Annotated in this window: 20 protein-coding genes; 11 read left to right on the top strand and 9 right to left on the bottom strand. The window is 52.9% G+C overall.

Annotated elements, in window-relative coordinates; all coding sequences use genetic code 11:
- Positions 1–15: 15 nt before the first annotated feature.
- Positions 16–924, bottom strand: coding sequence for a LysR family transcriptional regulator (locus AC0L6S_RS10440; protein ID WP_473428426.1), 909 nt, complete (start codon positions 922–924; stop codon positions 16–18).
- Positions 925–1,193: 269 nt separating this feature from the next.
- Between AC0L6S_RS10440 and AC0L6S_RS10445 the strand changes: the two genes are divergently transcribed.
- From AC0L6S_RS10445 to AC0L6S_RS10460, 4 genes are all read left to right on the top strand, one after another.
- Entirely contained in the window at positions 1,194–2,057 is an 864-nt protein-coding gene (locus tag AC0L6S_RS10445) for a transporter family protein (RefSeq protein WP_473428427.1), read from the top strand.
- Between the two features lie 328 nt (positions 2,058–2,385).
- Entirely contained in the window at positions 2,386–3,549 is a 1,164-nt protein-coding gene (locus AC0L6S_RS10450; RefSeq protein WP_473428428.1) for an efflux RND transporter periplasmic adaptor subunit, read from the top strand.
- Positions 3,549–6,665 (top strand): efflux RND transporter permease subunit, encoded by a 3,117-nt coding sequence (locus AC0L6S_RS10455; RefSeq protein ID WP_473428429.1) that lies wholly within the window; start codon positions 3,549–3,551, stop codon positions 6,663–6,665. The genes AC0L6S_RS10450 and AC0L6S_RS10455 overlap by 1 nt, the downstream gene beginning before the upstream one ends.
- A 348-nt stretch (positions 6,666–7,013) precedes the next feature.
- Entirely contained in the window at positions 7,014–7,703 is a 690-nt protein-coding gene (locus AC0L6S_RS10460) for a potassium channel family protein (RefSeq protein ID WP_473428430.1), read from the top strand.
- Positions 7,704–7,768: 65 nt separating this feature from the next.
- Here the strand turns inward: AC0L6S_RS10460 and AC0L6S_RS10465 are convergent, their stop codons facing one another.
- The gene (locus tag AC0L6S_RS10465; protein WP_473428431.1) at positions 7,769–8,173 is read right to left on the bottom strand and encodes a hypothetical protein; all 405 of its coding nucleotides are present in this window, start codon (positions 8,171–8,173) and stop codon (positions 7,769–7,771) included.
- 486 nt (positions 8,174–8,659) lie between these two features.
- Positions 8,660–9,523, bottom strand: coding sequence for an AraC family transcriptional regulator (locus tag AC0L6S_RS10470; RefSeq protein WP_473428432.1), 864 nt, complete (start codon positions 9,521–9,523; stop codon positions 8,660–8,662).
- Positions 9,524–9,599: 76 nt separating this feature from the next.
- On the opposite strand from AC0L6S_RS10470, the gene AC0L6S_RS10475 reads away from it, so the two are divergent.
- Positions 9,600–10,088, top strand: a complete 489-nt coding sequence (locus tag AC0L6S_RS10475) for a hypothetical protein (RefSeq protein ID WP_473428433.1) — start codon at positions 9,600–9,602, stop codon at positions 10,086–10,088.
- A gap of 34 nt (positions 10,089–10,122) precedes the next feature.
- Here AC0L6S_RS10475 and AC0L6S_RS10480 read toward each other — a convergent pair whose 3' ends face one another.
- The 3 genes from AC0L6S_RS10480 to AC0L6S_RS10490 all read right to left on the bottom strand — a co-directional run bounded on the left by AC0L6S_RS10480 (position 10,123) and on the right by AC0L6S_RS10490 (position 13,557).
- Complete coding sequence (locus AC0L6S_RS10480) at positions 10,123–10,806, bottom strand: transposase (protein ID WP_473428434.1); 684 nt, start codon at positions 10,804–10,806, stop codon at positions 10,123–10,125.
- A 192-nt stretch (positions 10,807–10,998) separates the two neighbouring features.
- Positions 10,999–13,182 (bottom strand): TonB-dependent receptor, encoded by a 2,184-nt coding sequence (locus tag AC0L6S_RS10485; protein WP_473428435.1) that lies wholly within the window; start codon positions 13,180–13,182, stop codon positions 10,999–11,001.
- 69 nt (positions 13,183–13,251) lie between these two features.
- Positions 13,252–13,557, bottom strand: a complete 306-nt coding sequence (locus tag AC0L6S_RS10490; RefSeq protein WP_473428436.1) for a hypothetical protein — start codon at positions 13,555–13,557, stop codon at positions 13,252–13,254.
- A 424-nt stretch (positions 13,558–13,981) separates the two neighbouring features.
- Here AC0L6S_RS10490 and AC0L6S_RS10495 point away from each other — a divergent pair, with 424 nt between their 5' ends.
- The 4 genes from AC0L6S_RS10495 to AC0L6S_RS10510 all read left to right on the top strand — a co-directional run bounded on the left by AC0L6S_RS10495 (position 13,982) and on the right by AC0L6S_RS10510 (position 16,436).
- On the top strand, positions 13,982–14,443 hold the full coding sequence (locus AC0L6S_RS10495; RefSeq protein ID WP_473428437.1) for a transcriptional repressor: 462 nt from the start codon (positions 13,982–13,984) through the stop codon (positions 14,441–14,443).
- Between the two features lie 42 nt (positions 14,444–14,485).
- Positions 14,486–14,917, top strand: a complete 432-nt coding sequence (locus AC0L6S_RS10500) for a MerC domain-containing protein (RefSeq protein ID WP_473428438.1) — start codon at positions 14,486–14,488, stop codon at positions 14,915–14,917.
- Positions 14,917–15,366 carry a phosphoribosyl-AMP cyclohydrolase gene (gene hisI / locus AC0L6S_RS10505; RefSeq protein ID WP_473428439.1) on the top strand — a complete coding sequence of 150 codons (450 nt, stop codon included), beginning with the start codon at positions 14,917–14,919 and terminating at the stop codon, positions 15,364–15,366. Before AC0L6S_RS10500 ends, hisI begins: the two co-directional genes overlap by 1 nt.
- A 65-nt stretch (positions 15,367–15,431) precedes the next feature.
- Positions 15,432–16,436: a CobW family GTP-binding protein gene (locus AC0L6S_RS10510; RefSeq protein WP_473428440.1), complete on the top strand. Its 1,005-nt coding sequence runs from the start codon at positions 15,432–15,434 to the stop codon at positions 16,434–16,436.
- Here AC0L6S_RS10510 and AC0L6S_RS10515 read toward each other — a convergent pair whose 3' ends face one another.
- On the bottom strand, positions 16,437–17,093 hold the full coding sequence (locus AC0L6S_RS10515; protein WP_473428441.1) for a DUF3299 domain-containing protein: 657 nt from the start codon (positions 17,091–17,093) through the stop codon (positions 16,437–16,439).
- Positions 17,094–17,191: 98 nt separating this feature from the next.
- Between AC0L6S_RS10515 and AC0L6S_RS10520 the strand changes: the two genes are divergently transcribed.
- Both AC0L6S_RS10520 and AC0L6S_RS10525 read left to right on the top strand, forming a co-directional pair.
- Complete coding sequence (locus AC0L6S_RS10520; RefSeq protein WP_473428442.1) at positions 17,192–17,860, top strand: ABC transporter ATP-binding protein; 669 nt, start codon at positions 17,192–17,194, stop codon at positions 17,858–17,860.
- The gene (locus AC0L6S_RS10525) at positions 17,860–19,110 is read left to right on the top strand and encodes an ABC transporter permease (RefSeq protein WP_473428443.1); all 1,251 of its coding nucleotides are present in this window, start codon (positions 17,860–17,862) and stop codon (positions 19,108–19,110) included. Before AC0L6S_RS10520 ends, AC0L6S_RS10525 begins: the two co-directional genes overlap by 1 nt.
- Positions 19,111–19,379: 269 nt before the next feature.
- Here the strand turns inward: AC0L6S_RS10525 and AC0L6S_RS10530 are convergent, their stop codons facing one another.
- A complete protein-coding gene (locus AC0L6S_RS10530) occupies positions 19,380–20,741 on the bottom strand; it encodes a serine hydrolase domain-containing protein (RefSeq protein ID WP_473428444.1) in 1,362 nt (453 codons plus the stop codon).
- 108 nt (positions 20,742–20,849) lie between these two features.
- A complete protein-coding gene (locus AC0L6S_RS10535) occupies positions 20,850–21,410 on the bottom strand; it encodes an LbetaH domain-containing protein (protein ID WP_473428445.1) in 561 nt (186 codons plus the stop codon).
- Positions 21,411–21,575 lie beyond the last annotated feature (165 nt).

The raw sequence follows: 21,575 nt of genomic DNA on the forward strand, positions 1-21,575 counted from the left end.
AATTTCTCTCGACGGTTACTCCAATGAGCGTTCTGCAGCCAAAACCAGCTCCATGAACTTTTCTGCCGCAGGCGACAGCACGCGATTCTTCAAGAAAATGAAACCGTAGTTCAGGCTCATCCAGGGTTCATCAATTGGCAGCACATGGAGCTTCTCTGCACCAGACCAGGCATTGATCTGAGGGACTGCGGTAAAGCCGATCGCATTACTTTGTCGGACAATGTCCCGCGCCATTGTCGGCTGATCGACTTCGATCAATGGCACGAAATCATCGGTTAGATCATCAAAGTGACCACCACCAGAAAAATACCCGGCCACACGGGGCGGCAGCCTGGGACCGACCAATGGATATTGACCGAGGTCGGCCATAGCCAATCTTTTGCGCTTGCACAATGGATGCTTACTGCGGCAATAGAATCTCACAGGGTGTGTGGCTACCGGTTCGATCTGTAGACTGTCGTCGAATGCAGCTGTACCTATCTCTGCCAGACCTATGTCTGCATATTGAGAAAGGACCTTTTCCATCACTTGACGCCACCCTAGAACCAGTATCTGACTGGTTATGTCGGGATACTGCCGCATCAAAACGCATATAGCTTTAGCACCGGAAATATCTGCAGCATTCGTACCTATGGCCACGACCAGATTACCTATTTCCAGCCCCTTTAGTAGCGTTATCTCTCGTATAATTTCGTCAGATTCAACAGAAATCACCGCCGCTCTAGACAGTACGGCTTGCCCAATAGTCGTCGGTTCAATAACGTTTCCATTACGACCAAAAAGCCTGACGCCAAGGGACTTTTCGAGTTGCTGAATGCTGCGGGAAAACGCCGGCTGAGAAATATGACACGATCTTGCAGCCCTACTAAAGCTTGAGTGTTCTCGTAGAGCAAGCGCATGTTGCAGTTGGCGGAGTGTCAGCATTATGTTTTTACTGCATATAAATGCCCATCAGAATGCATTAGACAAGAAGTGTTGTCCACTTTAGATTGCAGTCAAGCTGCGACTTCCGCCAACATTCCCAGAACAGCCCTGAAAATCGGAATCTCAGAATAAATACATTACATCAGGATTATCGGATATCCGTGAGCCATGTTTTGACACTGTGGCACCGCACATTGCATACGACCTCTTTCATGTAAGTGTCTCTCCGACTTTATGATAAAAGCCAATTTCAATTTGTAGGAGGGGATGTGAGAAAGATTGACTTAGTACTTGCCTGCCTTCTGCATGCCAGCGTTTGCTACTCGCAAGAAGAAATGTCACTCGAAAAAGCCGCTATGAAGTCTAATAACCCGGTTTCCGATGCGTGGCTGCTGATAACACAAAACGATTACACAATTTTGAATACGCCTGAGGGTAATCAGTGGCAAAACTCCACGACTATACAGCCGATCCTGCCAGTGCCCATTCTCGCCGGCGAGTGGAATCTGGTGAACCGGATTATCACCGGAGTAGTCAGTGCGCCCGTTGCCGAGGACTTTGACTCACCGAATTTCTTTGACCAACGCACCACTGGCAATACTGACACCATTTTCTTTAGCTTGGCTGCACCTAACAGGGATGACGGTTTTATCTGGGGCGTTGGACCGACCTTCCAGCTACCTACAGCCTCTCGCGATGTACTTGGTTCCGAAAAATGGTCTGCGGGCCCTGCTGCCCTGGCGGCTCGGCTAGGTAGTTCCTTTGGCAACCCAGGCAGTCTGGAAAGCTGGAATATCGGTATACTCGCTCAGCAATGGTGGGACTTCTCGGGCGATAATGATCGAGAAGGTTTCAATCAATCCAATATCCAGTATTTCATCAACTATAAGACCGATGCTACTCAACTTATCGGTATGACACCCAACATTCTGATTAACTGGAAAGAGAGCGGGAGTAACCGGTTCTCCGTTCCGGTTGGTCTGGGAACAATCGGTTTCTTGCGCTTCGGAAAAGTACCTGTGCGCTGGGGAGCGGAAATTCAATACTACGTGGCGCAGCCAGACGACTTTGGCCCCGAATGGAATTTTAAAATGTTCTTCGCCCCAGTAGCGGCCAACCCTTTTAAGGAATGAGACGTGTGCACCTTGATAGCTACGCTTTCTTCACAACACTGCTGCGAAAGCACAGAAAAATATTGCCGAAATACCAATTTTTTTGCCGCCGGTAGGTACAAGCCGTCGGAACGGGACCAAAGACAGTGCACTTTCTCTTGCAGGTGGGTGGGTATATGAACCTCAGTGAGGACAAAGCTGCACTCACTATAGATTCGCATCATTTCCAATAGGAGACGGGCATATTCGTTATAGAAATGAACTTAGTCCACTCGCCGGCCTTTATCCATCCGAGTCAATCAGGGCGTCAAAATCAGACATTACCGACTAGCATACAGAGGAAAATGTAATGACCACCACAGACAGCCTGTTCCAAAGCGTTGGTTTACCTAAGCCCGAACGAATCGCCAAAATCGCGCTGGCCTTCGCGAGTCTATTTCTGTTTGCGGGTTGTGAGTCGCAAGAAGTACCGGCACCTCTCCCTCAAAAAGTAAAGGCAATTCAACTGGGAGATGTATCCGCTCTGGTTGAACGTAGCTTACCCGGCAAAGCCCGAGCTGCCCAGGAGGTAAACCTGTCTTTTCGCGTCTCCGGATCATTGATCGAGTTTCCCGTGAATGTGGGCGACAGTGTCAAAGAGGGAGAGCTTATCGCACGTATAGATCCATCAGACTTCGAATCGCGACTGAATACCGTACGAAGTAAACTCCAGCAAGGTATTGCCGCGAGAGATCTCGCAGCTGCTGAGTTCAAACGAGCGCAGGACATCAGGAACAAAAACCCCGACTTGATCAGCGGGAGTGAGTTTGATCGACGTCTCGGCGATCGCGACAACACACAGGCCCAGGTTCAGGCACTGGAAGCGAGTGCGAAGCTCGCCGAAGACGACCTGGCTTATACGTTTCTGACGGCACCCTTTGACGGATTTATCGCGGCCAAGTATGTCGAAAACTTCGAGAATGTACTGGCCAAGCGCTCGATCGCCCGTCTATTGGATACCGATCGTATCGAAGTCGTGGTAGACATCCCTGAGCGCCTTATAAGTTATGCGCCATATCTCGTCTCTGCGACCGTTAGTTTTGAAGCACTGGCTGACATCACCCTTGAAGCCGACGTAAAGGAAATCGGTACCGAGGCTTCGACAGTGACCAGAACATACCCCGTAACATTGATCATGAACCAGCCTGAAGGTGTTGAGATCAAGCCAGGAATGGCGGCCACCGCCAAACTGGTCAGCCAACTACCAGAACAAGCGCGTGAGGTGGGCATGAGTATTCCCGCTACAGCGGTGTTCGGTGGAGAAAGTAACGCTGTATCTTATGTCTATGTGATTGATGAAAGCAGCATGACTCTGGAAAAACGAGAAGTAGAGCTGAGCCTGTTGTCCGATTCTGGCGTACTGGTTAAATCAGGCCTGCAAGCGGGAGATTGGCTGGTAATAGCCGGAGTACACTCTGTCGCAGAAGGTCAGGAGGTTCGCATACTTGATGCCACGGCAGAGGAGCCGCGCTGATGAGCCTTCCATCGCAAGCCATCCAGCGCAGCACCCTTACCCGCTTCCTGGTTTTCCTTATCCTGATTGGAGGGTTGTTCAGTTATTTCCAGCTGGGACGCCTCGAGGATCCCGACTTCACCATCAAGACTGCAGTAATCGCTACGCAATATCCGGGCGCAAGCGCTGAGGAAGTGGAACTGGAAGTGACCGACCGTATAGAACTAGCACTGCAGGAAATGCCAGAGCTGGACAATATGTACAGTCTCTCGCGCGCGGGTCTGTCCATCATCAAGGTGGACATCAAGGAAGTCTACTGGGCAGACAGGCTACCGCAAGTCTGGAACATAATGCGCAACAAGCTACGCGATATTGAACCCAGTCTGCCTACCCGCGCCTTGTCACCGGAGATCATGGACGACTTTAGCTTCGTCTACGGCTTCGTGCTAGCGGTAACAGGCGATGGCTATAGCTACGCCGAGCTTGAGGACTATGTTGACTACCTGAAAAAGGATCTGAGTCTGGTCGAGGGAGTCGCTCGTGTGGAACTGTGGGGTGTGCAACCCAAGGTCATTTACCTCGATGTATCAGAGTCGCAGGTCGCAGCGCTCGGCCTGACCATGGAAGATATTCTGCTGACACTGGCTAGCCAGAATGCAGTAGTGCCAGCTGGACATGTACAAGTCCCGAACCGCCGCCTGAGACTCGAGGTGACCGGGGAGTTCAGCTCGCCAGAGGATATCGGAAAACTACAGATTCGGCGTTCTCTGAGCGATATCGCCACCAAGTTTGCCCAGCAGGGCCTTGAAGGTGACACACCGGTAAGCAGTAGCGGTGAGCTTATCCGACTCGAGGATATCGCCACTATACGTACCGGGTACCTGGAACCGGCCATCACTCGAATGCGCTTCAATGGGCAGGAAGCCCTTGCCATTTCACTGGCAAATGTAGCAGGTGGTAACGTAGTAGAGACAGGCCGAGCTATCGATGAACGACTCAATGAACTAGTGGCCGAGCTACCCGCAGGCATCAATGTAGAGCGTTTTGCGTGGCAATCCGATGAGGTTAAGGCCTCTATTGACGCGTTCATAATCAACCTGGTTGAGGCCGTACTGATAGTGCTGGTGGTTATTGCCCTGGCGATGGGATGGCGTATGTCGGTAGTCATCGGCAGCGGCCTCATTCTCACAATTCTGGCCACGTTTATTGTCATGTACACCATGGGGATTGAACTGCACCGGGTATCACTCGGAGCACTAGTGGTGGCGTTGGGAATGATGGTGGACAATTCCATCGTGGTCGCCGACGGCATGGCCGTGCGGTTAGGTAAGGGAATGGACGCAAAAGAAGCGGCAATTGAAAGCGCTTCTGTACCTTCCTGGCCGTTACTAGGTGCTACATTTGTAGCTGTTATGGCCTTTTACCCGGTTTACGCATCTTCCACCGGAGCGGGTGAATATGCTCAGACTCTTTTCCTGGTGGTGGGAATATCGCTACTTGTGAGCTGGGTGTTATCTGTCACCGTCACACCCCTACAGTGTATTTCCATCATCAAACCGCCCACTACAGACAAACATGATAGTGATCCCTATGGCGGGAAGTGGTTCTCTACATTCAAGTCGATACTGGAATGGTGTTTACACAGACGAGCCCTGACGCTGTTGGGGCTGGTTGCAGTACTGGGTTTTGCACTGGCAAACACCGGGCGGGTGCCGCAACAGTTTTTTCCAGATTCCACGCGATTCCAGTTCGTCATTGATTACTGGGCACCAGAGGGAACACCGCTCAGCACCGTCAGCAGCGACTTGAAAGTGATAGAAGACAAGCTCGCGCGGGAAGAGCGTATAAAAAATTTCGGCACATTCATGGGCGCAGGAGGGCCGCGATTTTACCTGCCAGTCGACCCTGAGTTTCCCTACGCATCCTATGCTCAAATCATCATCAATACGCCATCTTTTTCAGAGGTGGATCCGCTGGTGAGGGAGCTGGAACCCTGGCTTAACGATAACGTACCGCAGGCACTCACCCGGGTTCGTAAATACACGGTCGGGCCAGGTGACACCTGGCAGTTCGAGGCAAGGGTTACCGGCCCGGCGGAAGCCGATCTCGCGACGCTGCGAAACATAGGCGAAAAGGGCATGGCTATACTGCGTGAGTCGCCACACGCCAAACATGTTCGTACTGACATGCGCCAGAAGGTTCAGAAGGTAGTTTTGGATTTCAAGCAGGAAGAATCACGCTGGACGGGAATATCCAGAGACAATGTTGCCCAAGCTACATCGCGAGCCTATGACGGACTTCCCGTTGGCGTATATCGAGAAGGCGATGACCTGTTACCGATAATCGCCCGCGATGCAAAAGAAGACAGGGCACGCACAGCGGCTGGACTGGACGTCATCACAGTATTGCCTACCCTGGGTGTGCAACCCGTCCCGCTATCCCAGGTTGTAGGTGACATCGCCCTGCAATGGGAGGACCCTATTATCGCAAGGTGGAACCGTCGTCGACAGGTCGCCATTCAGGCGGCCCCTGCAGACACAACTTACCCGGCATTACGCAGCGATGTAATCGAGCAGTTCGAAGAGATACCGTTACCCACTGGCTATACGATGGAATGGGACGGTGAATTCAAGAGTACGCGGGATGCCCAGGTATCACTAATACCGGGAATGGCGCCAACGCTGGCGATTATCCTGATTATTATCGTTGCCTTGTTTAACTCCTTGCGCCCGGCGTTGATTATGTTCCTGACAATTCCTTTCGCAGTGATCGGTATCATCGCCGTTATGGCTATCACCCAGACTCCGTTTGGTTTCATGGCCTTGCTGGGCGCGATGAGTCTGGTAGGTATGATGATAAAAAATGCGATCGTGCTACTGGACGAGGTCAACCTGAACATTGATGCGGGATTAGGGCCCTATGATGCAACTGTCACAGCAGCCGTATCGAGATTGCGTCCAGTCGTACTGGCTGCGCTGACTACGGTGCTCGGAGTTATGCCGCTGTTACAGGATGCTTTCTGGACTTCTATGGCGATGACCATCATGGCAGGCCTGACATTGGGCACGATATTGACAATGATTGTTCTGCCTCTCTTTTATCTAATAATTTACAGAGTGCCCAACCCCGGAAAATAGATTGAGATGCTCATTGGTCTGCGCCCTATGACTCTAGCAATAACAACCAGTTCGCCATTGATTCAGAGCGGACTATGAGACTGAGCGCTATCCTTGCATTGCCTTGGACCGAGCATCATAGTTTCAATATCCTAACGACTACAGAAAAATGGATGTGCAGAATATACTCCGTGAATTCTTGCTGTATCAGCCGGCCCTGTTTTCTTTCTGGCACTGGCCGGGGTTGGAAGATCGGCTCCACGGTTGCCTATGCCTTCACCAATAGTATTCTCACGGTCGCCGGCACTCCGAACATGTTGATCTAAATGTCGCTCACTTCTACTAGACGAATATATTGGACACACAGACATGGCAAAATTAATCGAGTCGACAGATGAATACCGAGAAGTAAACTTCAAGTTCCTGTTGACTGGTCTATGCCTGCTTATTTTTACGGGGCCTTTGCTGCGGCAGTATGCAGGCTGGGAAGATCCGTTACTGATAAAAGTCATATTCGGTACTGCTTCGATACTCTTTGTTACCAGCCTTACGCATGACCTGCGGGTGTTCCTGGTGGCACTTGTCCCAGCGTTGGCGATGCTGGTTTTTGCCATTTTGGCTGTTGCCTTTGGCAATCCGATATTCCAGTATCTTATGCTGCTAGCTGCATTTGTCTTTTGTATGGTCGCAGTTCGGTATGCCTCTGAGGAAGTGTTCTTATCGGGGCTGGTAAATCTCAACAAAATAGTTGGTTCTGTCTGCATATTCCTGTTGTTGGTTGTCGCATGGGCCATTCTCTACGAATTCCTTGAACTACTGACACCGGGCTCGTTTACCGGCCTATCTGCAGCAAGCGGCATCTCCAGGTTCGATGAGTTCACGTACTTCAGTCTGGTAACGATTACTACACTTGGGTATGGCGATATTTCGCCCGACAACCTGGTTAGCGGGCTGGTCGCAGGGTTGGAAGCACTGGTGGGGGTTTTCTATATAGCCGTGTTAGTGGCCAGTCTGGTAGGGGATTTCATGTCTCATCGGGGGCAGAAAAACCGGGCTTAACCCAGGAATGGTACTTAAAGCGGACACCCTTTGAGGTAGATTATCGTCAGGGAATTCCGTTTGTCTCACGGCGAGCTCGAACCAAGGATGACGGCACTTTTGGCCATGCAGCGCGTAACCGGGTCCTTCGCCCGGGCCGGGTCATAAGTGATGCCTATCAATCGGACCCGATCGTAGGCCTTTATTGTTCGCGAAAACTCATCGCTGCCTGTCTCAAGACGTGCTGCCTCATTGCAATAGGTCTGCCATGCCTTGTCACCCTCTACACGGACCCGGAAGCCGCTGCGAGTCGTCTGCAAATAGACGCCTTCCATATCACCCATTTTTCCGACCTGTGCTTCTGCAACAGTTGCTGGCGCTGAACTGCGCGTGCGCACAGGTGCAGGGGAAACAGTAGTGCTGCGCTGGCTAACTTTGGCGTGAGCGCTTTGACATTGCCTGAGCGCCGCCTCTGCTGCGGATGGATCCATCCCTGTATTGTCGCTGCTACATGACATGATACACCGACGTACCTTCGCCAAATCGACCCTACCACCCTGCGCCAGTTCTCGACAGTCTGCAGCCATAGCTTCGCGCGTTTCTAAATCTTGTGCTTGAACCGTACTCCAAAGAGATGCGGTTGCTACAGTTACACTGAATAGAACTTTGATTCGATAAAACACTTTGCTACTCCCGCAGCGTTATTGAGGACAGGCGGCTATTACTATACCTGAGCCATAGCGGTAGCCCAAAGCGTACCAGCTCCAAACCATCCCACGTCGCAAACGTCGATGCAACTTATGCCAGCAATTAAAAGGGGACAGATTTATTTTTCTAAAAGGGGACAGATTTATTTTTTAACCATTGCGATGAGTTTGCAGAATCTGCTTACCGTTGACAGCATACCCTTCCGACAAGTCCCGACACAGCTTCAAACGCAACACCCACCCCCCGAAATAGAAACAAAGTTTCCCATGTTAAGACACTACCTCGGGCTGTCGATCAGAAAGACATTGCGATTCAAGTGTGACGGGTAGTACACCGCTGCGCCGTTCGCGGATATAACGCGCAGGTGATACCCCCATTTCCCGCCGGAACATGGCGATAAACGCACTGACGCTCTGGTATCCCAGATCCATCGCTACCTGCGTAACAGCATGTCCCTGCCCCAATCGGTCGATAGCCTCAAGAAGACAAAGGGTATTCCGCCATTCAATATAGGTCAGCCCGGTTTCACGCCGGAACAGCCGCGCCAGCGTGCGGCCACTGGCGCCGCTGCCGGAGGCCAACTCAACCAGCGTGGTATCCAATGCCGGCGCGGCGATCAGTCGGTCGATAAGCCGGGATAAGCGCTTGTCTCTGGGTAGAGGCAAATGCAGACGTGAAGGAGTGAGCAGCGCCAACTCGTCGAGAATCACCTGCACCAGATGTGCCTCTCTACCACTGCTATCGTACTGGTTCCCGTACTCGACAGCCCGGAAAAAAAGTTGCGCTAGAAACGGGCTCACATCCACCACCATACACTCACGTGCCAGGACAGTTGCGAGACTGCCATCCACAAAAAGCATCAAAGCTCGTGCTGAGCCATTGGTGTAAGTCTCGTGATACACATGAGGAGGTATCCAGATGGCCTGCTTCTGGGGTACTACAAAGCTGCCGCTGCCAGTTTGCACACGATACACCCCGGCGCACTGGTAAATAATCTGCGCCCGGGGGTGACTGTGCCCCGGTACCCGGTGCGGCCCCTCCGCCTGCCAGTCAAGTGTGAGAACGGGGCGTGATGGGTCAGAGACCATACCGTAATCCACAGCTTCCAGATTTGGCAGATTCTCGATATTCATCGGCATAAACACGCAAGTGTAATGCGAAAAAATTAGCTACAGTTTAGCTCACCGTCAATATTTCAGGCTGACATTTATGGTCTTTCAAACAACTTCCAGACTCCTCATCGGCCTATTCGCTCTACTGGCCTCGTGGCCCGGTATCGCGACAGAAGTCTTTACACCGGACCCGGCGCTGGTTGAACGGGGGCGCTACGTGGCCACTGTCAGCGGCTGTAATGACTGCCACACCGCAGGTTACGCCAGTGGCGACGGCAATGTACCCGAATCCCGATGGATGCTGGGTGACAACTTCGGCTGGAGCGGTCCCTGGGGCACAACCTATGGCACGAATCTGCGCATCTATATCGGTGCTCTCACTGAGTCACAATGGGTGGAAGCCGCCCGTACCATGCGCCGCCGCCCCCCCATGCCCTGGTTTAACCTGAATCAGATGGCAGAGCGAGACCTGAAAGCCTTCTACCACTTCGTGCGCTCTCTGGGGGACACGGGCTCACCGGCGCCAACGGCCCTGCCTCCAGGGCAGACACCTGAGGGACCGAGGGCACAATGGGTATTGCGCTAGTTCGTTCAAACGAGCTTGTTTAAAGGGGACAGATTTATTTTGGGAGTTTTGCCGGGCGCCCAGGCAATCGATGCTCTATACGCAAACCGGTACGTAATTCTATTTCATCCACGAAGGCACTCCCCCCTGTTAAGCCATTACGCTGAACACAGTCGTGAATAAAGCACTGCTCATCGTCGGGAATTCCCTTCTCGACGAACTCACGGTAGCTTTGCTCAGGCGCAGACATCGATTGATAACAGGGATCGAAGTCGAGCAAACTGGAGCCCCCCAATCCCACCTTGTGACGAAAACTGGACCATGGATAATCTTCAGCGCGCTTTACCATTCCCGCTTTGACGGGATTCAATTCCACATAGCGACAACAGTGCAATAAATACTGGTCAGTTTGTATCGGACTGGATTTGAAGCGCCCCTCCCAGAGAGTACCCGTTCGGCACTCCCGTTTGTTAAAGTACCGCGTTTGACGCCCGGCCAGTCTCTTCATGAGCTTGCCCACGACGCTAGCATCGCCTCCAGGCCTTAGTATGAGGTGCACATGATTTGTCATCAGGCACCAGGCATACACCAGTATGTCTAATTCCCGCTTCCAACATCTCAAAGTCTCCAGATAGTACGCATAGTCCGCCTCCTCCAGAAAGACGGAATTGCGGTTGTGCCCCCGTTGAACGATGTGATGAGGAAGATTGGGTATAACAACCCGAGCCGTCCGTGGCATAGAAGCTTAACCAGTATCCGAAAGTGAAAGAAACAGTGATTTATCTCATTCTACTCGCCGGTATAGTGAGACAGGAACATCATGTTTGGGCTGGGGGGCACGAAAAATAAATCTGTCCCCATTAATCCCAAAAATAAATCTGTCCCCATTAATCCAATATGAGAAATAGATCTGCCCCCATTGACGAACGCATTAAGGAAAATATGCCCGCACACCGAAAATCACGTTAAGCCCGATCTGCGGCGCCTGATCCTTCAGGTACGAGGTGCTGTTGCGGATATCCTCGTCCAGCAGATTCTGGCCTTTCAGGTAGACCTGCCAATCAAATTGACTGATGCTGGGCCCGGTGAAAATCACTTCGGCATTCAGCAGATCATAGCCCGGTGTGCGTGTTTCCAGCGGCGCAACATTGTCCTGATCGTACGCGTGGATCCATACCAGATTAGCCGCCCAGTTGTCGATATCCCAATCAATCCCGAACGCGATGCGCTTGGGGGGCTGCTGAGGCGCATCGGTATTATCGTCGAGCTCTCCGTCCACAATATCGCCGAAGCCAAACACCTGCCAGTGGCCGAACCTGCTTGGCTCGAAGTCGTACCGCAGCTCAACTTCCGCACCGATAAAGTCTGCACCCTGCTGCAACCAGAACCGCACAGGTAAACCATCTTCCTCCAGACCAGAATCCTGTTGGTAGATATAGTTATCGAACTGATCCCAGTAAACGGTTGCGCTACCTGTAAAGCGGCCATAGGCAACACGCGCGCCTCCTTCAATATGCACAGTCGATTCCTTATCGAGCGAAGCATCCCCCACTTCAAATACCTGAGTGGCAATGTGGGGGCCATTGGCATACAACTCGTCGACACCCGGTGCGCGCTCTGCATAGGATACAGAGCCGGTTAGATCTACCGTATCGCTCGCACTCCATATAACACCCGCAGAAGCGCTATATGGCTGAAAGTCGGAATCTGATGAGGGACCTGTTGCACCCTCTTCCGCCATCAGGGTGTTGGGCACCTTGATCGACACATCCTCATAGCGCAGCCCCAGATCAACCTGCCAAGCATCGAATTCGGCGTGCTCAATCCAGAACACTGCACTGGTTTTGGTATGAGATTCCGGCACGAATGCCTCAGCGCCCACAGCCGAAAAATCAAGGTCGGTATACTGTAATCCAAATACACCCTGCCAGGCACCCCAGGGGTTATGCTTTAACTCCACACGCGTGTTGTCGCTGTCACTCTCGAACACCGTACCAATTTCATCCCCCTCGTACTCCCTATGCTTGTAGCTGGTATCGACAAACCGCACTTTGAGTTGCTCGAAGCCGGCGAACGGATTACTGCCAACCAGTTCCGCTTCGGTTCGCTCAGTACGCAGGCGGATAGTAACGTCGACCTCATCCTCCCCATGATCATCGTCGTGGTCTTCGTCGTGGTGATCGTCATCGTGGTCGTCGTGATCTTCATCACCGTGCTCATCATCATGGTCGTCATGCGCGTGCACGTGAGCGCCACCGGGTATGCCATAGTCGGACTTGTACTCATTGTAGGCAACACCCAATCGCCACTGTTCGCCAATCCAGCTTACCCCGATGGTGGCACCGTGATTTTTAAGAAAGCTGTTTTCCAGCGTTCCGTCATCGTCACCCTCATGGTCATCGCCGTGATCTTCCTCATGATCATCCTCCGGATACAGCTCCGCTCTCCCGGGAATGTCATAATCGTCAGTTCGACGATGAAACCCGTCCAGATGCAACGCAAAAGCACCCTTACCGAGATCAAGTCGCCCCGCGGCAAACTCTTCGTTCGCAGCAGTATTACCCTGTGCTGTGAAGCGACCGCTATAACCGTCCTCTGGGATAGTCTGGGGAATGGACGGCGAGACCATATTGACCACGCCACCGATAGCACCCGAGCCAAACAGCAACGAAGACGGCCCGCGCAATACCTCAATCTGGTCCGTTAGAAACGGCTCCACAGAGACAGCGTGGTCCTGACTGACAGAGGATGCATCGTTCACTGCCATGCTGTTGTTGAGGATGCCCACTCGCGTGCCCTGCAGGCCGCGAATGACCGGGCGGCCGACGTTTTCACCGAAACTGGCATTGGATAATCCAGCTGTGCGAGCCAGTGTTTCTCCAATCGAGTTTGCCAACTGTTGCTGTAGCGCTGCACCCTGAAGCACGGTAGCGGACTGTGCGAGATCATCCGATGAACGATTCAGTGGATTCGCTGTAACCAGGATTTCTTCCAGGGTCTGGTGTACATGGGGCGTTTCTGAGTCCTCAGGGGTCGTCGTCGGCGCCGCAATGGCACTCGAAAAAAAGTTACCTAACAGCGCCAAAAGGACGCTGTATCTAATAGAAGTATACATAGTGAATCTCTCATCAATCACATGCCAACCGGCACATGAAAAAACCTGTGAAATGTAGCGATTTGGGTTTTAGCTTGAGATAAGAGGGCTTGGAGGAGCGCGTTTGGAATAGTACTCCCGGTGAAACAAGCGCAGGTCGCCAGCGATATACAACGCGACCTGAACTGCACTGAATTCAATCACTGCGGGTGCGAAAGAAGAAACAGGCAACGCAGCACCCATGCCATAACCGAGCGCACAGATAGAACAATCGTGGTGGTCACCAACATCATCGGGACACAGCTCGTGCGTACTCGCAATCCCCTGGGAAGCAAGCATCAGCAGCACCAGCATGACGTGCAGGGTACGACGGAGTATGTGAGGGCTATTACGCATTCAGTGTATTAGGGGACGAGATTGACAGTGATATTCAACAACATCGATCTTCATCCCGGCTATTGCCTGTGTGAGGAATCTTAGTTATGATACGTTATATCATTAATATTAGAAACCACAATAGCTATTTAGCCAGACGTTTGCGGAAACCTTAGCTCCACATTTACTCGATTTCAGGTGTATCGAATTACGGTAGCGTTGCCGATAAGTCCGCATAACGCTTACGATGAGGCGCATAGACGCTACAGTATCGAGGCCCGCTTCCGCGGTGAGCAACCCAGGCAACGGAGTTTCACTGCCAGCCTGTCTCCCGAATGCATTCCCGGACTAGCAGTTACTGCAGCTCAGTGGGTCGCGAGTGGTCGACAAGGTGCGATAACACTGGATAATGAGCAGCGAACCCTCCGACTCGGGAAAGGAAACCATGGACAATATCGCAAAAATTCTCGCCCACGCCGAAGCAAGCTGCCAGACCAACGGTGCCAGACTCACGGACAAACGCAAGCGAGTGTTGACTGGTTTACTCAAGTCGCAAAAGGCACAATCGGCTTACGACTTGATTGATTATATGCGCAAGGAGTTTGACGAATCCCTGCAACCAACTACCACTTATCGCATTCTGGATTTTCTGGCCAGTGAAAACCTGGTGCACAAGCTTCATCTCGCCAACAAGTATGTCGCCTGTTCTCACATTAGCTGCGGCCATGCCCATGAGGTACCGCAATTTCTGATCTGTGACGAATGCAGCAATGTGAAGGAAATTGGCATCAAGAAAACCTTGATCAATACACTCACCCGCAATGTCGAGGAAGCGGGCTACGTATTGCAAAGCCCGCAACTGGAACTGCACTGCCTTTGCCAGGACTGCGCCGGGAAAGCGGCCTAGCCTGTCCGCAGGCAGTGCCGCCACCTAGCACAAGGAATCAATATGAACCCACTCTCCCTAAGTATCGACAAAGCAGCCGTTGGCTTGTCCATGATCTGCGTTGCGCACTGTCTTTTGCTACCGGTGGCCCTTGCCGTATTGCCGGTACTTGCGGCCACGACTTTTGGTGATGAGCAGTTCCACCGGTGGATGCTATTTTTGGTATTGCCAACAAGCCTGGTTGCCCTGAGTTGGGGCTGTCGACGACACAAGCATATAGCTGTGGTGGCAACGGGGCTTGCCGGGCTGGCCATACTCACGCTGGCGGTATGTTTTGGCCATGAATGGCTGGGAGAAACCGGGGAGAAAGTAGCTTCGGTACTGGGCGCATCGATAATCGCCCTGGCCCACATACGAAATCACTCGTTGTGCAGAAACCTCCAGTGCAGTTGCGACGGCGCAGACCCCTCTCGGAAAGAGGTAACCATCCGCTGATGGCAGCCATGATAAACGACTATTTCCTGGCTATTGAGGGATCAGAACAGGGTGCGCAACTACCACTGTCTGCGGTGCTCGACAATCTGGCTTTTGATCCCCGGGGCCTCATCCCGGTTATCACACAGGATCATCTCAGTGGCGATGTATTGATGATGGCCTGGATGAACCGGGATGCCATCGAAGAAACGCTAGCCAGTGGCGATATGACATATTGGTCCCGCTCCAGGTCACAGCTGTGGCGCAAAGGGGAAACCAGCGGCCACCGTCAGACCCTGAAATCAATGCGGGTCGATTGCGATGGCGACACACTGCTGTGTGAGGTCGTGCAACTCGGAGCCGCCTGCCACACCGGAAGAAAAACATGCTTTTACCTACAAGTAGACAAGGATTCCAGTAGCGTCCGCACCACTGAGTCTATGCCTGCGACCGTCAATATTGACAATTGAACACACACCATTGTGCAACTCCGTATTAACCCGAAAACTCGGCTCTTATCGAGCAAAGCCATTCCATGAAAGCAATCAAGGCTATTCCCACCAATGTCATTACCGGTTTCCTGGGGACAGGCAAAACCACCGCCATCCTGCACTTGCTCACCCAGAAACCCGCGACAGAGCGCTGGGCAGTGTTGGTCAATGAATTCGGTGAAGTCGGTATCGACGGCAGCATGTTCTCTGGAACGCAAACCGCAGAACAGGGCGTCTTTGTTCGCGAAGTGGCCGGGGGCTGTATGTGCTGCGCGTCCGGCCTGCCTATGCAGATAGCCTTGAATATGTTGCTCACTCGCGCCAAACCACACCGGCTACTGATTGAGCCTACGGGGCTCGGACATCCAAAGGAAGTGCTTGCAGTGCTGAGGGGTGAGCACTACCGCGAGGTGCTGGATCTACGCAGCACATTAACGCTGGTCGATGCTCGGAAAATAAAGGATGAACGCTATACAAGCCATGACACTTTCAGGCAACAACTTGCCATCGCCGACAGGATCATCGCCAATAAATCCGACCAGTACCAAGCTGAGGATTTTCCAGCGCTTTTGAAATTTCTCGAAGACACCCTCCACCTCAACAGCAGCGAAGTTACCCAGGTGAGTATGGGGGAGTTATCAATCGACTGGCTGACAGCGAAAGCACAGCAACACCATTTCACTGGCCATTCACACAATCATTCGGAATCACCGTCCGCAGCGGAGTCCGCCACAATACCCGACGCCGGTTATCTGAGTATCGACAACGCGGGCGATGGCTTCTACAGTCGAGGCTGGATATTCAGTGGCGAATGGGTTTTTGATGCGCGCAAACTCTACTCGGTACTACTGGGCCTGAACACCGAACGAGCTAAAGGTGTATTTATTACCGATCGGGGAGTCATCGCGTTCAACAAGTCCGACAACGTGCTGACTGAAAACGCACTGGACGAAGCCATGGACAGCCGAATTGAATGCATATCTGTCGACGAGCAAGCTTTCGAGCTTCTCGAAGACACGCTATTGGAATGTGTCATCGCTAAGGAGTGATCACTCCGTAAAAATTTCCAGCTTATCGACTTTTATCGCGTAGGCGGCGGTACCCGTCTCATTTTCAAACACGGTCGTAGTCATAACACCGGATATCCAGACTGGATCGTACATGGTTTCCAGATCAAAGCCCTCTGCGTATTCGGCGAATAGCATCTGATTGGGCGGTGGTGGCGGCATGTGAATACAAGCGCCGAAGTACGGTACCACGAAAAACTGCGTCACATGCCGACCGCTGTCGAACTCCAGTGGCACGACAAACCCGGGAATGCGCACTGCCTGTCCATCGAATTTGGATACCACACGCGTGGAGCGCAAGGCCTCCTGGTAGCGCTGTAACTCGGGGTAATCTTTCAGACCATTTCCGGCGCCCTCCTCCACACCCAAGGCGCCCCCTGCTGGTGGCGCTTCCGGCTCCAGACCGGGAACAATCTTATCCTCCGGGGAGCCGTCCATAATCTGGCCTATGATATCTGGCGGATTGAGGAGGATTTCAAGGTCCTCCTCGGGGACCAGATCGATCCAATCTATGGTCCGATAGTCCCCCGCCTGCTGCCCGGCGCTTCCCTCGCTCCTGACAGGACTCGCAGGCATCAACACCAGCAATACCAGTGCTCCCAGAATTGGAATAAAAGAATGCGATCGGTAACGCGACAAAATCTTCTCCAGAAAATCAGTGAACAAAGCTCGCCGGATGATGTTATGTTATATCATACTACCCAATCAATCGACATTGAATAGCAGCGGGCGGCATCGTGGTTGTTTCAATACAGGACCTAAGCTTTCACTATCGCAACAGTAGCGTACCAGTACTGGATATTCCTAAGTGGTCTGTGGAACCCGGCGAGCGGGTTTTCCTGCACGGCCCATCCGGCACGGGAAAATCTACTCTGCTAAATTTGCTGGCGGGCATTCTACTCCCAGATACAGGGACAATTGAGATACTCGGAAAGCGAATCAGCGCCCTCAGCGGCAGCAAGCGGGATAAGTGGCGAGCCCGCCACATCGGCGTCGTTTTCCAGCAGTTCAATCTTGTGCCCTATCTCGACGCCGTAGACAATATCAAACTGGCTGCCCATTTTGGCGGCACAAAAGACGCGGGGAGCCGTGCCGTTGAACTACTGAATACACTGGGCATTGATAAGACGCTACACCGCCAACAGTCAACGCAACTCAGTATCGGTCAGCAACAGCGAGTGACCATCGCGCGGGCACTTATCAATCAACCGGAACTGCTGATCGTGGATGAACCCACTTCAGCGCTGGACGCAAAAAACCGCGATCTTTTTATGTCACTGCTGCTCGAGCAAATAGAACAACACAACACAGCGCTGATTTTTGTTAGCCACGACCAAACCTTGGCCGAGGTGTTCTCCCGGGTTGAGTCACTGGCAAACATCAACCAGGCGACGGGAGCACGCTGATGTTTTTGCGCCTCGCCCTATCCAGCCTTTGGTGTCGCAAGGGCTCCGCACTGCTGACACTGTTTGCGATCTCGGTCAGTGTTTTCGTGCTGCTGGGGGTAGAACAGATCCGCTACCAGGCCAAAAGCAGCTTCGGAAATACCGTCTCGGGTATCGACCTGATCGTTGGTGCCCGCACCGGCGATCTTAACCTCTTGCTGTACTCGGTATTCCGTCTGGGAAATGCCACCAGCAATATCTCCTGGCAGAGTTACCAGCGCATCGCGGCAGACCCGAATGTGGCCTGGACGATTCCAATTTCTCTGGGAGACTCCCACAAGGGTTACCGGGTAATGGGGACAAGCACCGACTATTTCACCCATTTTCACTACGGCCAGAATCAGGCTCTGGAAATGGCCGAGGGCCTCCCCTTCTCCGCCGTTTTCGATGTGGTACTGGGCAGCGAAGTGGCACGTGCGCTGGGATACCGCCTGGGGGATCAGTTGACGCTCGCCCACGGGCTGGGTAGTACCAGTTTCGCCCGCCACGATGACAAGCCGTTTCGTGTATCGGGCATACTCGCACCCACTGGAACCCCGGTGGACCAGACCCTGCATGTTAGCCTCGAAGGTATTGAGGCTATTCACGTCGGTTGGAAAAATGGCGTGAACCTGGCTGCCAGATACAATACCCCCAACTCGACTTCTGATCAGGATCTTACCCCAGAGAGTATCACCGCGTTTATGGTGGGACTTGAATCGAAGATGTCCACCTTCCGGCTGCAACGGCATATCAACACATTCCGCGAGGAACCCCTACTGGCCATTCTCCCCGGTGTGACCCTGACCGAACTGTGGCAAATGATGGCCGCTATCGAGAATATCCTGCAGCTCATATCCGCACTGGTTTTGCTAGCCTCATTGCTGGGTCTAGCCGCTATGCTATTGGCCTCGGTACGCGAACGCCAGCGGGAAATTGCAGTTATGCGTGCCATAGGGGCCCCCCCGCGTTTTCTGCTGGCGCTTATTGAAGCTGAAGCCCTGGTCATCGCACTGGTTGGCTCATTACTGGCGGTCACACTGCTCTATCTAACCACCGCCCTTGCGGCAGATGAATTGGCGGCGCGGTACAGCCTGTTCATCGACAGTGCTGTGATCACTCAGCGCTCTATCAGCTATCTCGTGGCCGTCATAGCAGGCACCGCCCTTGTAACCCTGATACCGGGGATCAGCGCGTACCGCAGCGCACTGCATCAACAACTCGCCCGCTAATGCAAAGGGAGACAGAATGAGTTTTCAGTGCGCCGTTGAGGTGATTTCTTAGCCATGCGGGCGTCGGCGCCTGGCCATCACTGTCGCATCTAGCGACATACCAACATAGGTGTTAGTCCCGACTATCGGGGTCGCCCGAAACTGTTATGGTTAGTCACATCATGCGGAAAATACCACTATGATTGCCCCCTACGGCCGAGCGGATACCGCGCAAGTTGAGGGAGCCAGGTGCTGAGGGTTCACACGGTCGGCCCCTGGTAAAGCGCCAATCACGTACCGTTAAAAAGTCGTGAAATTCGTGCAAAATGCTCGTCTACGGGGTACTCACCCGGACTCCAGCCCAGTCGCACTATCACCGCCTGCTGCTCGGGCAGCATCATGACGACCTGCTTCCGGTTGCCCTGCATACTGTAGGCTGAGCGAGGCAGGTTGGGCCAGCGCATCTCGGCTCCGCCATCATTCAACCAAAACTGATAGCCATAACGCCTGTCGTTGTCGCTGTCATTGGGATGAGTCGCCCGTCCAATCCACTGCGGGGTAACAATCGAGTGCCCGTTGATCTCACCGCCATTAACCATGAGATAGCCAAAGCGCGCCCAGTCCCGCGCGGTGGCATACACAAAGGAACTGCCAATGAACACGCCACTGGCATCCAGTTCCATCCAGGTGTTCTCCAGAGCAAGAGGGGCAGCGATTTCACGTTGGTAGAAGTCCAGCAAGGCCTGAGTGCTGCCGCCGCTGCGCTCGTAGATCAGACGCGCCAACAAATTGGTAGTACCAGAGGAGTATGAGAAAAACGTGCCGGGCACTTGCGCCAGTGAACTTTCAAGCGCAACCGACGAGGCGCTGGGCGACATGAAGATCATCCGGGTCGAATCGTTGCCGGGGAGATATTCCTCAGAGAATGCCAAACCGGATCGCATCTGCAGCAGCTGCTCCAACGTGATGGAGCGTCGGTCATCCTCTGCCCACTGCGAGAAAAGGTCCGCCTGCTCTACACTAACAAGCCCCTGTGCCTCCAGGCGACCCAGCATAATGGCCGTAATGCTCTTGCCCATGGACCAACCCAGCAGCGCCGTATTGCGATCAATTCCGGGACCGTAGGTCTCACCCAGTATGACGCCGTTCTGAACTACCAGTAGCGCACGGGTGTCCAGCCCGGCAGCATTGTCCTGGGCCAATATGGTCTCTAGAAGTCGCTGTATCTCGGGGTTACTGGCTGTCCCACCACCGCCGGCGGGCCAGGCTGCCTTTGATGCCTGAGCAGTCGCTGGAAGTGAGATATGGTCAAGAACGCTATCACTACCGTACTCAAGGGTGCAGCCAAGCCCTGGTCGAAAACGCGCCACAACCGGATCGCTGCCAAGCAAACTGGCTGCAATTCCTGGGGAGTCAGGTGCAGCGTAATCGATATGGCGAGTGAGTTCATTGTAGGTGGCGATATCGTTTACCAGACGCCCATCATCAAAGCCCGAAACGTAACGCCCCGAACACATCAGCTTGGCCCCCAGACCATTGGCCAGGGCGACGGCGGAAGGCAATTGCGTGGGTGAGATACCGGCCAGCCACCACAGCAGCCCTAGCACAGCAACAAACAGCATAGTGATGATCAGGACAATGCGCTTTATCATGAATGAATTATAGCTGGATTTGAGGCCTGCTGAATGGTCGCGATAGCAGGCGATAGTGGATCAGGAAGCCGGATTATGCCGCTTCATTTCGCGAACAACCACACCTTACTAGAACTCATTCGCAAGTTTTTTATAGCCCTGAACGAGATAGTGATTGGCAGATACGACAGACTCAGAAAAAGTCGAATACTCTGGAGGGACTTTGGTAATACTGTCCAAATCAAAACCCGGACCGATATTCTTCATCGGCGGAACATGAAATTTCTCAGGAAGATCCAGCCCATCGATCACACAGTTGTGCCTGACCACACAACCATCGCTGATCCTGCAATCGAAAACCACCGTGTTGAACCCGATAAAAACATCGTTACCCACTTCGCAGGGGCCATGTATGATAGAGCGGTGCGCAATGGACGTGCGCTCACCGACTATCACTGCCGCGCCAGATTTTGAGTGAATAACAACGCCATCCTGTATATTGGAATCCCGCCTGATTACGATGGCTTCCATCTCCCCGTTTTCATCGATCTCGTCGGCTCGGATAACCGCATACGGTCCAATAAAGACATTGTCTTCGATATAGACTTTACCGCATATAATCGCTGTGGGATCAACAAATGCACCTTCTGCGACAACAGGCATTATCCCGCTTGGGTTTTTTCTTAACATGGTCGTTCCTTGCTTTTTTGCCCAGCGCGTGCGCTGCTGTTCATAGTGGTATGCAGTGGTTTACGCCTTTCTATTGCGCGATAAACCGGCCAGGGACACTACATGGTTTAGCGTACAGTTAGACTAGTGCTGACAAATCAACATTTCGGAGAGATTCTGACTCCC

The sequence above is a fragment of the Halioglobus sp. D3-4 genome (genome assembly GCF_055809315.1).

Excerpts from the sequence above, each read along its gene's own strand:
- AC0L6S_RS10440 (WP_473428426.1), bottom strand. The coding sequence starts at position 924 with ATGCTGACACTCCGCCAACTGCAACATGCGCTTGCTCTACGAGAACAC.
- AC0L6S_RS10450 (WP_473428428.1), top strand. The coding sequence starts at position 2,386 with ATGACCACCACAGACAGCCTGTTCCAAAGCGTTGGTTTACCTAAGCCC.
- AC0L6S_RS10455 (WP_473428429.1), top strand. The coding sequence starts at position 3,549 with ATGAGCCTTCCATCGCAAGCCATCCAGCGCAGCACCCTTACCCGCTTC.
- AC0L6S_RS10460 (WP_473428430.1), top strand. The coding sequence starts at position 7,014 with ATGGCAAAATTAATCGAGTCGACAGATGAATACCGAGAAGTAAACTTC.
- AC0L6S_RS10465 (WP_473428431.1), bottom strand. The coding sequence starts at position 8,173 with ATGGATCCATCCGCAGCAGAGGCGGCGCTCAGGCAATGTCAAAGCGCT.
- AC0L6S_RS10470 (WP_473428432.1), bottom strand. The coding sequence starts at position 9,523 with ATGAATATCGAGAATCTGCCAAATCTGGAAGCTGTGGATTACGGTATG.
- AC0L6S_RS10475 (WP_473428433.1), top strand. The coding sequence starts at position 9,600 with ATGGTCTTTCAAACAACTTCCAGACTCCTCATCGGCCTATTCGCTCTA.
- AC0L6S_RS10480 (WP_473428434.1), bottom strand. The coding sequence starts at position 10,806 with ATGCCACGGACGGCTCGGGTTGTTATACCCAATCTTCCTCATCACATC.
- AC0L6S_RS10485 (WP_473428435.1), bottom strand. The coding sequence starts at position 13,182 with ATGTATACTTCTATTAGATACAGCGTCCTTTTGGCGCTGTTAGGTAAC.
- AC0L6S_RS10490 (WP_473428436.1), bottom strand. The coding sequence starts at position 13,557 with ATGCGTAATAGCCCTCACATACTCCGTCGTACCCTGCACGTCATGCTG.
- AC0L6S_RS10495 (WP_473428437.1), top strand. The coding sequence starts at position 13,982 with ATGGACAATATCGCAAAAATTCTCGCCCACGCCGAAGCAAGCTGCCAG.
- AC0L6S_RS10500 (WP_473428438.1), top strand. The coding sequence starts at position 14,486 with ATGAACCCACTCTCCCTAAGTATCGACAAAGCAGCCGTTGGCTTGTCC.
- hisI (WP_473428439.1), top strand. The coding sequence starts at position 14,917 with ATGGCAGCCATGATAAACGACTATTTCCTGGCTATTGAGGGATCAGAA.
- AC0L6S_RS10510 (WP_473428440.1), top strand. The coding sequence starts at position 15,432 with ATGAAAGCAATCAAGGCTATTCCCACCAATGTCATTACCGGTTTCCTG.
- AC0L6S_RS10525 (WP_473428443.1), top strand. The coding sequence starts at position 17,860 with ATGTTTTTGCGCCTCGCCCTATCCAGCCTTTGGTGTCGCAAGGGCTCC.
- AC0L6S_RS10530 (WP_473428444.1), bottom strand. The coding sequence starts at position 20,741 with ATGATAAAGCGCATTGTCCTGATCATCACTATGCTGTTTGTTGCTGTG.
- AC0L6S_RS10535 (WP_473428445.1), bottom strand. The coding sequence starts at position 21,410 with ATGTTAAGAAAAAACCCAAGCGGGATAATGCCTGTTGTCGCAGAAGGT.